Raw genomic sequence first — 14,501 nt, 5'->3', positions numbered from 1 at the left:
GGCCGACTCCCTCCCCGCGGAGCTTGGCGTTGCGTCGTCGGCCGTCCACTCGGATATCCGGACATCCTGAGGAGCCCACGCCACCATGGCCAACCGCCAGCAGCCCAGCCCCATGCCGATCCACAAGTACGGCCGCTACGAGCAGGTCGACATCCCGGACCGCACCTGGCCGGACCAGCGCGTCACCACCGCCCCCCGCTGGCTCTCCACCGACCTGCGCGACGGCAACCAGGCCCTGATCGACCCCATGTCGCCCGAGCGCAAGCGGCGCATGTTCGACCAGCTGGTCAAGATGGGCTACAAGGAGATCGAGGTCGGCTTCCCCGCCTCCGGCCAGACCGACTTCGACTTCGTGCGCTCGATCATCGAGGAAGAGGGCGCGATCCCCGAGGACGTGACGATCTCCGTCCTGACCCAGGCCCGCGAGGACCTGATCGAGCGGACCGTGGAGTCCCTGAAGGGCGCCAAGCGCGCCACCGTCCACCTGTACAACGCCACCGCCCCGGTCTTCCGCCGGGTCGTCTTCCGCGGCTCCAGGGACGACATCAAGCAGATCGCCGTCGACGGCACCCGCCTGGTGATGGAGTACGCCGAGAAGCTGCTGGGCCCGGAGACCGAGTTCGGCTACCAGTACTCGCCGGAGATCTTCACCGACACCGAGCTGGACTTCGCGCTGGAGGTCTGCGAGGCGGTCATGGACGTCTGGCAGCCCGGCCCGGGCCGCGAGATCATCCTCAACCTGCCCGCCACCGTGGAGCGTTCGACGCCGTCCACGCACGCGGACCGCTTCGAGTGGATGCACCGCAACCTGTCCCGCCGCGAGTACGTCTGCCTGTCCGTCCACCCGCACAACGACCGCGGTACGGCCGTGGCCGCCGCCGAGCTGGCACTGATGGCCGGCGCCGACCGCGTCGAGGGCTGCCTGTTCGGACAGGGCGAGCGCACCGGCAACGTCGACCTGGTCACCCTGGGCATGAACCTGTTCTCGCAGGGCGTCGACCCGCAGATCGACTTCTCCGACATCGACGAGATCCGCCGGGTGTGGGAGTACTGCAACCAGATGGAGGTCCACCCGCGCCACCCGTACGTGGGCGACCTGGTCTACACGTCCTTCTCCGGCTCCCACCAGGACGCCATCAAGAAGGGCTTCGACGCCATGGAGGCCGACGCCAGGGCCAAGGGCGTCACGGTCGACGACATCGAGTGGGCGGTGCCGTACCTGCCGATCGACCCCAAGGACGTCGGCCGCTCCTACGAGGCCGTCATCCGGGTCAACTCGCAGTCCGGCAAGGGCGGTATCGCCTACGTCCTGAAGAACGACCACAAGCTGGACCTGCCGCGCCGGATGCAGATCGAGTTCTCGAAGCTCATCCAGGCCAAGACCGACGCCCAGGGCGGCGAGATCACGCCGAAGGAGATCTGGGCGGCCTTCCAGGACGAGTACCTGCCGAACCCGGACAACCCCTGGGGCCGCATCCAGGTCAGGACCGGCCAGTCGACCACCGACACCGACGGCGTGGACACGCTGACCGTCGAGGCCACCGTCGACGGCGAGGACACCGTCCTGACCGGCTCCGGCAACGGTCCGATCTCGGCCTTCTTCGACGCCCTGCAGTCCATCGGCATCGACGTACGCCTGCTGGACTACCAGGAGCACACGATGAGCGAGGGCGCCTCCGCGCAGGCCGCCTCCTACATCGAATGCGCGATCGACGGCAAGGTTCTGTGGGGTATCGGCATCGACGCGAACACGACGCGTGCGTCGCTGAAGGCGGTCGTCTCCGCGGTGAACCGCGCGGCACGCTAGCGCTTCGCCGGAGCGCGTGGGGATGTGCGGCGGCCGGCCGTCGATCGGACACAGCGCCGTCGGGGCCGGCCGCGCCCGCGCGGCGGAGCCGCATGCCGAGCAGGGCCCCGCGCCCCTTCGGGGCGCGGTCCCACCCGTCGCTTTCCGGCCAATGGTCAGTGCAGGTCACGGGAAGGTCTCTTACGGGGTACTGACTCCGCCTCGGTGATGTGGCTAACATCACGCCAGCGCGGCGGTGCTGCCGTGCGGTTACGGAGGTGCGACGTGCTGCCAGTACGGGGACGAGACGGCCGTGCCGCCAGGGCTGTGCGCATCCTGGGCACCCGCACCGCATGGACACCCGTGGGAGACGGCGAGTTCTACTGCCCCGGCTGCGGCGGCGACCGCAACTACCAGCGGCTCACCGGACGGCGCCGGCTCACCCTGCTCGGCGTGCCCGTGCTGCCGCGCGGGACGACCGGACCGGTGGTGGAGTGCGCGGCCTGCGGACACCACTTCGGCACCGAGGTGCTGGACCACCCCACCACGCGCCGCTTCTCCGCGATGCTCCGCGACGCCGTGCACACCGTCGCCCTCGCCGTGCTCACCGCGGGCGGCACCGGCTCCCGTACCGCCCTGGAGACGGCCGCCGCCACCGTCCGCGCAGCCGGCTTCGCCGACTGCACCGAGGACCAGCTGGCCGCCCTGGTCGAGGCCCTCGCCGCCGACACCGGCCGGTACTTCGAGCAGCCGTGCGGGGCCGGGCTGACCATAGAGCTGCACGAGGCCCTGGACCCGCTGGCCCCGCACCTGGCCCCGGCCGGCCGTGAGTCGCTGCTCCTGCAGGGCGCCCGCATCGCCCTCGCCGACGGCCCCTACACCCCCGGCGAGCGCGACGCCCTCACCACCGTCGGCGCGGCCCTCACCATCTGTACCGACGACGTGACCCGCCTGCTGGCCGCCGCCCGGACCCCTTCCTGACCCACCCGGACGGAGTAAGACCGCCCCGGTGGATCCGGGGAGCATCAGGGAGTGACCCCGCGCAGCCGCTCCCTCCTCGCCTGCCTGGCGCTCCTCACCCCGCTCACCGGCCAGCTGCCCGCGCACGCCGCGCCCGGCGGCTGCGCCTCCTCCGTGCCGTACGTCTCCGGGCAGGGCGGCTACGCCGTCTACCGCATCCCGGCCGTGGTCACGAGCCGGCAGGGCACCGTCCTGGCCTTCGCCGAGGGCCGCCGGTCCGGGCCCGCCGACAGCGGTGACATCGACGTCGTCCTGCGCCGCTCCACCGACGGCGGCTGCACCTGGGGCCCGCTCACCGTGGTGGCCGCCGGGCAGGGGCGCACCCGGGGCAACCCGGCGCCCGTCGTCGACCCGCGCACCGGCGTGATCGTCCTGGTGACCTGCGCGAACAGCGGGGCCGTGACCGAGGCGCAGATCATGCGCGGCGAGGCCGGCCCGGGACCGGGCCGCCGGGTCTTCGTGCAGCGCAGTGGGGACGACGGCCGGCACTTCACCGCCCCGCGGGACATCACCGCCCAGGTGCGGCGGCCGGGCTGGCGCTGGTACGCCACCGGACCCGGCCACGCGCTCGCGCTCACCCGGGGCCCGCACGCCGGCCGCCTCCTGGTCCCCGCCGACCACTCCGCGGCCCCGCCCGCCGGCTCCCGCGACACCGGCCAGGAGGCCAGGTACTACGGCGGCCACGCCCTCTACAGCGACGACCTCGGCCGCACCTGGCAGCTGGGCTTCGTGGACGACACCTACGACGGCCGGACCAACACCAACGAGACCGGTGCCGCCCAGCTCCCCGACGGCCGCGTCTACTTCAGCGCCCGCGACCAGAACGGCACCGCCCCCGGCAACCGCCTCGACGCCACCTCCCGCGACGGCGGCCGCACCCTGGACCGCCCCTTCACCGTCCAGCCGGCCCTGAACGCCGTCCCCGTGGTCCAGGGCAGCGTGCTGGCGGTCCACGGCCCGGGCGGGCCCCTGCTGTTCTCCGCACCTTCCGTGCCGACCGCCCGCCGCGCCCTGGCCCTGTGGGCCGGCCCGGGCACCGGCCGCACCTTCACCCGGCTGCACGTCCTCTCGGACCGCCCGGCCGCCTACTCCGACCTGGTCCAGCTCGCCCCCGGCACGATCGGCGTCCTCTACGAGACCGGTGTCCACGGCCCCTACGAGTCGCTGGAGTTCCGCAGACTCCGCCTGCCGCGGGTGTCACAGCCGGAGGCGGCTGAACCGTCGTAGGGGGTGCACACCTTCCTCGATCACGGAGTGGACGATGAACCTCGCGCTGTGGACCGCCGCCGGACTGCTGGCCGCCGTTGCCCTGCTCGGCGGCGTCACCAAGACGTTCGTGCCGAAGGAGAGGCTGGCCGCCGTGCACGGCGGGGGATGGACCGGGGACGCCGGCGCCGGCTTCGTGAAGACCCTCGGCGTGCTGGAACTGCTGGCCGCGGCGGGCCTCGTCCTGCCGGCCGCGCTCGGCGTCGCACCGGTGCTGGTGCCGGTCACCGCCGTCTGCTGGATGCTGCTGATGACCGGTGCGATGATCACTCACGGCAGGCGCGGCGAGTGGGCGTTCGTGCTGCTGAACCTCGTCTATCTCGCACTGGCCGCATTCATCGCAGGGGGGCGTTTCGTATGAGCCGGACCGAGGAGTTCCAGGAGCTGCGGCCCCTGCTGTTCTCGATCGCCTACCGGATCCTGGGCAGCGTGAGCGAGGCCGAGGACGCCGTCCAGGAGACCTGGCTGCGCTACGCCGCCACGCCGACCGAACCCCGGTCGGTCAGGGCCTTCCTCTCCGCCACGGTGACCCGGCTCTCCATCGACGTGCTGCGCTCGGCCCGGGTCCGGCGGGAGGCCTACGTCGGACCGTGGTTCCCGGAGCCGCTGCTCGCCGACCCCTACGAGGACCCGGCGCGTTCGGCCGAGCTGGCCGACTCGGTGTCGATGGCGGCCCTGCTCCTCCTGGAACGGCTCAGCCCGCTGGAACGTGCGGTGTTCGTGCTGCGCGAGGTGTTCGACTTCGGCTTCCCCGAGGTCGCCTCGGCGGTGGGGCGCTCGGAGGCGGCCTGCCGCCAGCTGGCGGTACGGGCCCGGCGCCACATGACCGAGGGCAGGCCCCGCTTCGAGGCGGACCGCACCGAGCGGGAGGAACTGGCGTCGCGGTTCTTCGACGCCCTCCGCGAAGGCGACGTCACCGGACTGCGGGACCTGCTCGCCGCCGACGTGGCGATGGTCGGCGACAGCGGCGGCAAGGCGCCGCAGCTGGCCCGGACCGTCCTCGGCGCCGACCACGTGGCCCGGCTGCTCGCCGCCGTCTTCCCCCGGCTGGCCCTGGTCGACGTGACCTACGAGCCGCACCAGGTGAACGGCCAGCCGGGCGCGGTCTTCCGCGACCGCGACGGCCGGGTGCTGCACACCCTGGCACTCGACGTGCTCGACGGGCGGATCCAGGCGGTCCGCCTGGTGGTCAACCCCGACAAGCTCGCGCACCTGGGCCCGGTGGCGGACGCCTGGGCGGTCCACCGCGAGCTGCAACAGGCACGCCGGGAACCGCGGACCGCACCATGACCGCCCCGCGCCCCTAGGCCCTCTCTTCCGGATCTTGCCGGTGTCGCGTCGGCCAGGTGGTGCGGTCGCCCGTGGCCGGCCTGATCCGGAAGAAAGACCCTAGCGCCGGTCCGTTCCGGGGCCCAGCAGCCCGGCCGCCGCCAGGAACTTGCCGACCTGCTCGACCTCCGCGCCGGACAGCGGCACCTGTGGCTCGGCGGTCACCGGGCAGTCGATGATCCCGCGCAGGTGCAGCGCCGCCTTGAACGCGCCCAGCGCCGCCGAGCTGCCGCCCATCCGCGCCGGATCGCCGACGCGGACCATCCCGAACAGCGCGCACAGCCGCTCCTGTTCGGCCCGCGCGCCCTCCTGGTCGCCCGCCCGGCACTGGCGGTAGAGGCGGACGTATCCGTGCGGGTCGACGTTGGCCAGGCCCGGCACCGCCCCGTCGGCGCCCAGCGCCAGCGCCGCGTCGGCGATCAGCTCCGAGCCGGTCAGCACGCTGAACCCGGGGTGCGCCCGGGCGCCCACGACGACCTCCCGGAAGGCCGCCAGGTCCCCGCTGGAGTCCTTGATCCCGGCCAGCACGCCGTCCCCGGCGAGCCCCAGCACCACGTCGGCGGGGAGCTTGGTGTGCACGGCGACGGGGATGTCGTAGGCGATCACCGGGACCGGGCTGGCGGCGGCGATCCGGCGGTAGTGGTGGACGATCTCCGAGGGGTGGGTGCGGGCGTAGAAGGGGGCGGTGACGACGACGGCCCGCGCGCCGGCCGCGGTGACCGCCGCGACATGGTCCAGGACCCGGGGCGTCGTCATGTCGATGGCGCCCGCGAGGACGGGCAGCCGGTCGCCCACGTGCGCGGTGACGGCCGCCACCACCCGCCGGCGCTGCGCGTCGGTGAGGAAGGCCGCCTCCGAGGTCGAGCCGAGCAGGAACAGCCCGTGCACCCCGGCCTCCACCAGGAAGTCCACCAGGCGCAGCAGCGAGGGCTCGTCCACCTCCCGCTCCGGCGTCAGGGGCGTGCAGACGGGCGGTACGACACCGGTGAGCTGGAAGGTCATTCAGGGCTCCTGGCGCGCTAGGTCTCGGGTCGGTATGTCCTCCTGCACAGGATGGTGGCACCGGAAGCGGTGTCCGGGCCGTGACGCGGCCGAGAACCCCGGCATCGACGCGGCGCACACCGCGTCGGCCTTCCAGCAGCGGGTGCGGAACGGGCAGCCGCTCGGCGGGCGGGTCGCCGAGGGCACGGGACCGGTCAGCGGGATCGGGTCGACGGGGTCCAGCAGTCCGGGCGTCGCCGAGAACAGGGCGCGGGTGTACGGGTGCCGGGCGCCGTCGGTGACCCGGTCGGCCGGGGTCTCCTCCACGATCCGGCCCAGGTACATGGTGATCACCCGGTCGCTCATCCGCCGTACCGTCTGGATGTCGTGCGAGACGAACACCATGGCCAGCCCGAGGCGTTCCCTCAGGTCCAGCAGCAGGTTGAGGATCTGCGCGCGGACCGAGACGTCCAGCGCGCTGGTCGGCTCGTCGGCGACGACCAGCGCCGGGTCCAGGGCGAGCGCGCGGGCGATCGCGACGCGCTGCCGCTGCCCGCCGGACAGCTGCCCCGGCAGGGCGTCGGCGAGGGCCCCAGGCAGGCCCACCAGGGCCATCAACTCCCGCACCCGGTCCTCCCGTTCCACCCGGGTGCCGCGCCGGTGGACGTCCAGCGGATCGCGCAGGATGCGGCGGACCGGCAGCCGGCGGTTCAGCGCGGTCGACGGATCCTGGAAGACCATGCCGGTGCCCGCGCCGACCGTGGCCCGGCGCTGGGCGGCCGGCATCGCCCACAGCTCCCGGCCCCCGAACGACACCGTCCCGGTCACCGGCCGCTCGATGCCCACCAGCACCTTCGCCAGCGTCGACTTCCCGCACCCCGACTCGCCGACCACGCCGACCGTCTCACCGGGTGCCACGGACAGATCGGCGCCGGTCAGGGCGTACACCCGGTCCCGCCGGAACAGGCCGCCGGTACGCGCCCGGTGGACGACGTGCGCGTCCCGCACCTCCACGACAGCGGTCACTGCAGGGCCTCCTCGCTCTCCGCCGAGGTCAGCGCCACCGCCGGATGGTGGCAGGCGGCCGTGTGCACCGGGGTGCCCGCGAGGACCGGGACGGTCGTGTGGCACACCTCGGTGGCGAGCGGGCAGCGGTCGGCGAACCGGCAGCCCTTCGGGAAGTCGGCGGGGGACGGTACGACCCCCTTGATCTGGGTCATGCGCCGCGCGGCCGACTCCAGCGAGAGCACGCTGCCCAGCAGCCCGCGGGTGTAGTGGTGGGCCGGTGCCGCCACCAGGTCGGCGGTCACCGCGGTCTCCACGATCCGCCCGCCGTACATCACCGCCACCCGGTCGGTGACGTCGGCGACCAGCGCCAGGTCGTGCGAGACCAGGATCAGCGCGAAGCCCAGCTCGGCGCGCAGCCGGAGCAGCAGCTCCATCACCTGCGCCTGCACGGTGACGTCCAGGGCAGTGGTCGGCTCGTCGGCGACGATCAGCTTCGGGTCCCGGGAGAGCGCCATGGCGATGAGCACGCGCTGGCGCTGCCCGCCGGACAGCTCGTGCGGATAGCTGCGCAGGGTGCGGTCGGGGTCCAGGCCGACCAGCTCCAGCAGCTCGCGCGGACCGCGCCTGCCCCCGCGCCGGACCAGCTGCTTCAGCTGGGCCCGGATGGTCATCGCCGGGTTCAGCGAGGACAGGGCGTCCTGGTACACCATGGCCATCTCGTGGCCGAGCAGCCGCCGCCGCACCCGCATCGGCTCGGCCAGCAGCTCCCGTTGCAGGAACCGCACCTGCCCGCCGACCCGGGCGTCCTTCGGCTGGAGCCCCATGACCGTGAGCGCGGTCAGCGACTTGCCGCAGCCCGACTCGCCCACCAGGCCGAGCACTTCGCCGGGATGCACCTCGAAGCCGACCCCGGCCACGATGTCCACACCCCGGTGGCGGTCCGGGAAGCCGACGGTGAGGTTCTCCACGGCGAGCACCGGCTGCCCGCCGGGGGCCGGGCGCGGCCGGGCCCGGGAGCGCAGCCGCCGGGCGGCCTCGGCGAGACCGGGCAGCGCGAGCACCTCGCCGGTGCCGGGCGCGGCCGTCTCCAGCCGGTCCTGCGGCGCGCGTACCTCCCGCGGGGCGGGCGCGGCCCAGGCGTCCGACACCCCCTCGGAGAGGATGTTCAGCGACAGCACGGTGAGCAGGATCAGCAGCCCCGGGAAGACCGTCGCCCACCAGCCGCCGGTCAGCACCATGTTCTTGCCGTCGGCGATGACACTGCCCCAGGACGGGTCGGGCGGCCGGACACCGGCGCCGATGAAGGACAGCGAGGCCTCGAACACGATGGCCTCGGCGACCTGGACCGTGCAGAACACCAGCACCGGAGCGGCACAGTTGACGGCCACGTGGCGCAGCACGATGTGCGGGGTGCGGGCGCCGATGACCCGCTCGGCGGTGACGTAGTCCTCGCCGTACTGGGCCAGCACGTTGGCCCGCACCACCCGGGCCACGGGCGGTGTGAACAGGAAGGCGATCGCGCAGATCAACACCTCGATCCCGCCGCCGAACACGGCCACCAGGACGGCGGCGAGCGCGATGCCCGGGAACGCCATCACCACGTCCAGGCAGCGCATCAGCGTCTCGTCGACGGCCTTGCGGGAGGTGGCGGCGAGCGCCCCGAGGAGGGCGCCGGCGACGAGCGCGAGCCCGGTCGCGCCCAGCCCGATGGCCAGCGACCAGCGGGCCCCGTACATCAGCCGGCTCAGGACGTCCCGGCCCAGGCTGTCCTGCCCCATCCAGTGCGCGGCCGACGGCGCCCCGCTCCCGCCGACCGGGTCCTGCTGGTCGAGCGGATCGTCCGGCGCCAGCACCGGCGCGAGTACGGCGACCAGGGCGACCACGGCCAGGAAGCAGACGGCGGCCTTCGACGGCAGTGGCAGCCGGCGCGGGCCGCGCGGCCGGACGCCGGGCCGGGAGAGCCGTTCGGCGATGCGCGCACGCGTGACCATCAGCCCGCCCTCAGACGTGGGTTGACCAGCAGATACAGGATGTCGATGACGAGGTTGACGACGACGAACCCGGTGGCGGTGGTCAGCACGACCCCCTGCACGACGGCCGGATCGCCGTTCTGCACGGCGTCGATCATCAGCTTGCCCATGCCGGGCAGCGAGAAGATCGTCTCGATGACGACCGCGCCGCCGAGGAGATAGCCGACCCGCAGCCCGAGCACGGTGAGGGGATTGACGAGCGCGTTGCGGAGCACGTTGCGCCCGACGACCACGCGCGGCGGCAGCCCGTTCCCGATGGCGGTGCGCACGTAGTCCCTGTCCAGCTCCTCCACCACCGAGGTCCGCACGATCCGGGTCAGCTGGGCGGCGACCGGCAGGGACAGCGCGACGGCGGGCAGGGCCATGGTCTTCAGCCAGCCGGTGACCGAGTCGGCCGGGTTGACGTAGCCGCCGGTCGGGAACCAGCCCCGGTCCACGGCCAGGTACTGGATCATCAGCAGCGCCAGCCAGAACCCGGGCGCGGCCACCCCGACCAGTGACACGATCCGGATGACCTGGTCCGGCAGCCGGTCCCGGTACACCGCCGCCGTGACCCCGCCGGCCAGCGCCAGCACGACCGCGATCGCCAGCCCGAGGAAGGTCAGCTGGAGGGTGAGCGGCAGCGCGGTGGTGACCTGGTCGACCACCGGCGCGCGCGTGAGGGCGCTGGTGCCGAGGTCGCCGTGGAGCAGGTCGCCGACGAAGTGGACGTACCGTACGGGCAGCGGGTCGAGCAGCCCGTTGCGTTCCCGGAACTCGTGCAGCTGCCGGGCGGTGGGGTTGGCGCCCTGGAAGAACGCGGACGCGGGGTCGACGTCCGAGAACCGCATCACCAGGAACACGAACAGCACGATGCCGAGGAGCAGCGGGACGAGCAGGGCGACGCGGCGGAGCAGGATCCGTACGACGGCCGTCATACCGTCAGATCCACTTGGCCTGGAGCAGGTTCACGCCCGGGTACGGCTGGGGCCTTATCCCGCTGAGCCTGCGCGGGTCCCAGGCGGTCATCAGCTCGTTGTGGACGACCGGGTAGAGCACGGCCTGTTCGGCGACGACGTCGATGTAGTCCTGGATCATCGCCTTCTTCCGCGTGGGATCCGGTTCCCGGGTCGCCCGGTCCATGTCCTTGAACAGCTGCCTGGCGACGGGGTGGCCGGCCCAGCGCGTGTACTGCATCCACAGGTTTTCGAGGCCGTGGTTGTAGTGCATGATCAGGTCGGCGTCGAGCCCGAACTGGTTCGGGTTGGAGGCCGCCGCGACCACCTGGTAGTCCTGCTTCTGGTCCAGCTTGGTGAACACGGCCGTGGTCTCCTGCGGCGCGAGTGTCGTGTGCACGCCGATGGCGTCCCAGGAGGCCTTGACGGTCGGCAGGCAGTCCACGATCCAGCTGACGTTGACCGCGAGGATCTCGACCTTCAGGTCGGTGACCCCGGCGGCTTCGAGGAGCGCCCTGGCCTTGGCGGGATCGTGGTCGTAGACCGTCTTGGCGCGCCGGTAGCACGGGTTGCCCTCGTTGAGGAACGAGGACGCGGGCTTCCCGTGTCCCTTCAGCGCGACCCGCACCATCTTCTCGGTGTCGATGGCGTAGTGCAGGGCCTGGCGGACGCGGACGTCGTCGAAGGGCTTGTGCCGGGTGTTGAACATCAGGAAGAGGTTGTTCATCCCGGCGCCGCCGGCCACCTTCAGCCCGCCCTGCTCCAGGCGGGGGATGTTGGCGTAGGGGATGTTGTCGGCGATCTGGGCGCCCGCGCCGGTGCCGGAGATCCTCGCGACGCGCGAGGCCGCGTCCACGACGGTCAGCCAGTTCATCTTCCGGAAGGCCGGTCTGCGCGGGCCGTTGTAGCCGGCGTACGCCTCGAAGGTCGTGTTCGACTTCGGGTGGTGCGCGGTCTGCCGGTATGGCCCCGAGCCCACGGCCAGCCCCTTGATCGCGTCGTCCCAGGCACCGGGCCGGGAGAAGACGTGCCGTGGCATGACCTTGGCGAGGGTGAGCCGGGCGAGGCCGTCCGGGAAGGGGAACCTGAGGGCGAGTTCGACGGTCCGGGAGTCGACCTTTCGCACCGAGTCCAGCCAGGAGGCGAAGAAGCCCTTGGCGAGGGTCTGGGTGCCCGGGTCGAGGATCCGGTCGAAGACGAACACGACGTCGTCGGCGGTCACGGGCTTGCCGTCGTGGAAGGTGGCGCCCGAGCGCAAGGTGAACCGCCAGGTGGTGGCGGAGGGGTCGCGGGGCGCCGCGGTGGCGAGCGCGGGGTACGGGGCCCGGGTGATCGGGTCGGTGTCCAGCAGCCCCTCGTAGACGTGGTGGTTGGCGGCCATCGCGAACGCCGACGCGGTCTGCGTCGGGTCCCAGCTGCCGTCGTTGCCGTACCCGATCACGGCGGTCAGCGTCCGGTCCTTCCCGCTGCCACCGCCACCGGTCTCGTTCGTCGACTCCGGCCCGGCGGAGCAGCCGGCCAGCACGGGCGGGAGGGCGGCGGCCGCACCCAGGGCGCCGGTGTACTTCAGGAACGACCGGCGGCGCGGTGCCGGTGCGTCGGGGGTCACGTCGTCGCGCACGGGTCCTCCAGCAAGTCGGTGGGGGGAGGGGGTGGGAGATACGACGTCCTACGTCCGGTCGGTAGCGCGACCATAGGAGGGCCCCCGGGGGCGGTCAAGACGGCACACACGAATGGCCGATCCGCCAGAGGTCGCACCAATGACGGCCGAGGTGCGGGCGCCGGTCCGGGCCCCGACGATGACGGGGAACAGGATCACCGACCCCTTTGGACGCCCCATGTCCGTGACCCGAACCGGTTCCCCGAGAGCCGGACGCCGTACCGTCCTGGCCGGCGCTCTCGGCGACCTCCTCCTGGCCGCCGGGCTCGCCGCCTGCGCCGACGAGAGCGGTCAGCCCCGACGCTCCTCGGCCTCGGGCAGCGCACCCGCTACGCCGAATGCCTCGTCCTTCTCGGGGCAGCCGCCGTCGGCGCTGGAGTCCCCGGCGTCCGCGGCGATCGGCTCCGCCCATACCGCGGCCTCCGCGGCGATCGGCTCCGCCCACACCGCGGCCTCCGCGGCGGCGTCGTCCGCCGCGGCCCGCGCCTCCGAGTTCGCGGCGTCGGTGGACGCCGAGACGCACCGCAGGAGCGCGACGGCGGAGAAGGAACTGAAGAACGTCGAGGGCCGGGGCAACGCGCTCTCCGAGGTCGGCATGACCGGCATCCCCACGGCACAGACCGGCGGAGTGCTCGCCGTCCTGGTCACGATCACCAACAAGACCCGTGACGAAGCGTCCTACGCCGTGCAGATCGACTTCAAGGACGCCTCCGGCAAGGTGGTCGAGACGCGGTACGCCGACGCGGAGCGCCTCAAGCCGGGGGGCAAGGAACAGCCCATCGCGTTCAGCCACGAGCCACCGGAACCGAGGCTGACGCGCTCCCTCGCCAAGGCCCAGCGGTACTAGCGCCCCACGGCGCGGACGAACTCCGTCCAGGCGGCGGCACCGATCACCAGCACGGCACCGTCGGCCACCTTGCTGTCCCGGACGGGCACGGCCCCGGGGACACCGTCGGCGACCTCGACGCAGTCGCCGCCCTGACCGTTGCTGTAGCTGCTCTTGTGCCAGGCGGCACCCGGGAAGTCGTGGCCGACCTCGACGCAGCTGCCGCCTTCGCCGTTGCTGTAAGTGCTCTGTATAGGCGACCGGCGGCGCATCCTCGAAGTCCATCAGCTGGAGCAGCCCGTTCACCGTTCCGTGTGCTCCGGCCGCGTACGGCACCACCGTCACCCACACCGTCCGCTCGCGCATCAGCCCGGCGATATGGTCCAGTTGGGCGGCCATGGCCGACGGGCCACCCACTGGGATGCGCAGTGCGTTCACGTGCAGGATCACCCAATACTCCGGCCGTGTAGCGTCCTTGAGGATCCGCCCCCGCTCCATCCGGGCCGTGACGATCTCCTCGACGTACTCGTCCGTCACGAACGGGTTGGCCGCAATGGTCACCGCTTCCGCGTACGCCTTGGTCTGCAGCAGGCCCGGCACCGCGGTGGGCGCGAACTCGCAGATCCTCGTGGCGACCCGCTCCAGCTCCACGACCTCCGCGAAGTACTCCGCGTACCGCCGGTCGTCGATCAGCTTCCGGCCTAGACGCTCGAAAATGCCGTCGGTTTGCAGGACTTCGTCGATCCGCTGGGCGATATCCAGCTGAGGTTTTCGAATCGCCTGTTCGAATTGCCCGATGTAGGCACCGGAAACGAATACCCGCGCCCCCAGTTCCACCTGGGTGATTCCCGCGTCTTCCCGGCGCCTCTTCAGCTCCGTGCCGAAGAACTCCCAGACCGCCTGCCGTGAACCGCTGGCCATAGCCAACCACCTTGTTCAGCCATGTACTTGTAGGGCGCAGACCGCTACCGAGCGTAGAGGTGGAGCGTCACGACGGGTGCACGAAGCGTGAAATCCACAGGAGAAGGGGAGCAGGTTGAAGGCGCGACGTACCACTCACGCGATGCTGTGTGTCGAAGAGGCGGAGGAGACGTTGAGGGAATTGCGGTCGGCACTCGAAAAAGCGGGAGTCCTTCTCCCTTCACTGGGGCTCGACCCGGTGAGTCTCGCACGGGAGGCGCCCTGCCCCCTCGTGGAACCGGGACGCTGTTCCGTGGCGACCGCGCGCCGGCTCGCGGTGGTGCTGACGGGGGTGGCGCGGTGAAGCCTGCCGTCGGCAGCCATGTGATGGACACCCACACCGGCAGGGTCGGCATCGTCATGGGGCACGAAGGGCCGTACGTACAGCTGAGACCATACGGCGGCGGGCGGGAGTGGGACGCCGAGCCGGGCGCGCTGCGCAGTGCCACCGCGGCCGAGCGGCTGAGCGCGGCGACCGCGCACGCCAACGCTCGCAGCCGCGGAGAGGCGCTCTGACCCTTCTGTGCCCGCAGTCGCTTTATGGTGGCGGATTTCAGGACATGGGAGTCGGGTGCGCCCTACCCTGGGCCGGGGGGGGGGGGGGGGGGCGCGGGGGGGGGGGGGGGGGGGCTTGTTTTTGAGTGGTGTGGTGTGTTGGGGGCGCGGGGGGGGGTGGGGGGTTGGTCGGTTGGAGTGAGCG

14 protein-coding genes and 1 pseudogene are annotated in these 14,501 nt (G+C 72.4%); 8 read left to right on the top strand and 7 right to left on the bottom strand.

What is annotated here, in order from left to right:
• The first annotated feature begins 85 nt into the window (after positions 1–85).
• The 5 genes from leuA to ABZ923_RS20020 all read left to right on the top strand — a co-directional run bounded on the left by leuA (position 86) and on the right by ABZ923_RS20020 (position 5,362).
• Entirely contained in the window at positions 86–1,807 is a 1,722-nt protein-coding gene (leuA, locus tag ABZ923_RS20040; protein WP_361473342.1) for a 2-isopropylmalate synthase, read from the top strand.
• A 264-nt stretch (positions 1,808–2,071) separates the two neighbouring features.
• A complete protein-coding gene (locus ABZ923_RS20035; RefSeq protein ID WP_361473340.1) occupies positions 2,072–2,767 on the top strand; it encodes a TerB family tellurite resistance protein in 696 nt (231 codons plus the stop codon).
• A gap of 51 nt (positions 2,768–2,818) precedes the next feature.
• Positions 2,819–4,033: a sialidase family protein gene (locus ABZ923_RS20030; protein WP_361473337.1), complete on the top strand. Its 1,215-nt coding sequence runs from the start codon at positions 2,819–2,821 to the stop codon at positions 4,031–4,033.
• A 34-nt stretch (positions 4,034–4,067) separates the two neighbouring features.
• The gene (locus ABZ923_RS20025; RefSeq protein WP_361473334.1) at positions 4,068–4,433 is read left to right on the top strand and encodes a DoxX family protein; all 366 of its coding nucleotides are present in this window, start codon (positions 4,068–4,070) and stop codon (positions 4,431–4,433) included.
• Positions 4,430–5,362, top strand: coding sequence for an RNA polymerase sigma-70 factor (locus ABZ923_RS20020; RefSeq protein ID WP_361473331.1), 933 nt, complete (start codon positions 4,430–4,432; stop codon positions 5,360–5,362). Before ABZ923_RS20025 ends, ABZ923_RS20020 begins: the two co-directional genes overlap by 4 nt.
• A gap of 99 nt (positions 5,363–5,461) precedes the next feature.
• Here the strand turns inward: ABZ923_RS20020 and ABZ923_RS20015 are convergent, their stop codons facing one another.
• Genes ABZ923_RS20015 through ABZ923_RS19995 form a run of 5 tightly spaced genes read right to left on the bottom strand, consistent with a single transcriptional unit; the run spans position 5,462 to position 11,976 of the window.
• On the bottom strand, positions 5,462–6,403 hold the full coding sequence (locus tag ABZ923_RS20015; RefSeq protein WP_361473328.1) for a dihydrodipicolinate synthase family protein: 942 nt from the start codon (positions 6,401–6,403) through the stop codon (positions 5,462–5,464).
• Positions 6,404–7,408: an ABC transporter ATP-binding protein gene (locus ABZ923_RS20010; RefSeq protein WP_361473326.1), complete on the bottom strand. Its 1,005-nt coding sequence runs from the start codon at positions 7,406–7,408 to the stop codon at positions 6,404–6,406.
• On the bottom strand, positions 7,405–9,381 hold the full coding sequence (locus ABZ923_RS20005) for a dipeptide/oligopeptide/nickel ABC transporter permease/ATP-binding protein (RefSeq protein WP_361473323.1): 1,977 nt from the start codon (positions 9,379–9,381) through the stop codon (positions 7,405–7,407). The genes ABZ923_RS20010 and ABZ923_RS20005 overlap by 4 nt, the downstream gene beginning before the upstream one ends.
• A complete protein-coding gene (locus tag ABZ923_RS20000; RefSeq protein ID WP_361473320.1) occupies positions 9,381–10,337 on the bottom strand; it encodes an ABC transporter permease in 957 nt (318 codons plus the stop codon). The genes ABZ923_RS20005 and ABZ923_RS20000 overlap by 1 nt, the downstream gene beginning before the upstream one ends.
• A gap of 4 nt (positions 10,338–10,341) precedes the next feature.
• A complete protein-coding gene (locus ABZ923_RS19995) occupies positions 10,342–11,976 on the bottom strand; it encodes an ABC transporter substrate-binding protein (RefSeq protein WP_361473317.1) in 1,635 nt (544 codons plus the stop codon).
• 217 nt (positions 11,977–12,193) lie between these two features.
• Here ABZ923_RS19995 and ABZ923_RS19990 point away from each other — a divergent pair, with 217 nt between their 5' ends.
• A complete protein-coding gene (locus tag ABZ923_RS19990) occupies positions 12,194–12,862 on the top strand; it encodes a hypothetical protein (RefSeq protein ID WP_361473315.1) in 669 nt (222 codons plus the stop codon).
• Here ABZ923_RS19990 and ABZ923_RS19985 read toward each other — a convergent pair.
• Positions 12,859–13,113 (bottom strand): DUF397 domain-containing protein, encoded by a 255-nt coding sequence (locus ABZ923_RS19985; RefSeq protein WP_361473312.1) that lies wholly within the window; start codon positions 13,111–13,113, stop codon positions 12,859–12,861. The genes ABZ923_RS19990 and ABZ923_RS19985 overlap by 4 nt on opposite strands.
• A pseudogene (locus ABZ923_RS19980) lies at positions 13,088–13,762 on the bottom strand (helix-turn-helix transcriptional regulator); the annotation flags it as partial. The gene ABZ923_RS19985 and the pseudogene ABZ923_RS19980, both read right to left, overlap by 26 nt.
• A 142-nt stretch (positions 13,763–13,904) precedes the next feature.
• Between ABZ923_RS19980 and ABZ923_RS19975 the strand changes: the two are divergent.
• Both ABZ923_RS19975 and ABZ923_RS19970 read left to right on the top strand, forming a co-directional pair.
• Positions 13,905–14,105: a hypothetical protein gene (locus ABZ923_RS19975; protein WP_361473309.1), complete on the top strand. Its 201-nt coding sequence runs from the start codon at positions 13,905–13,907 to the stop codon at positions 14,103–14,105.
• Entirely contained in the window at positions 14,102–14,317 is a 216-nt protein-coding gene (locus ABZ923_RS19970; protein WP_361473306.1) for a hypothetical protein, read from the top strand. Before ABZ923_RS19975 ends, ABZ923_RS19970 begins: the two co-directional genes overlap by 4 nt.
• Positions 14,318–14,501: the final 184 nt, after the last annotated feature.

The organism is Streptomyces sp. NPDC046881 (genome assembly GCF_040645015.1).
Lineage (GTDB): Bacteria > Actinomycetota > Actinomycetes > Streptomycetales > Streptomycetaceae > Streptomyces.
The sequence above is the reverse complement of the archived record's forward strand: the minus strand, read 5'-3'. Positions and strand labels throughout refer to the sequence as shown.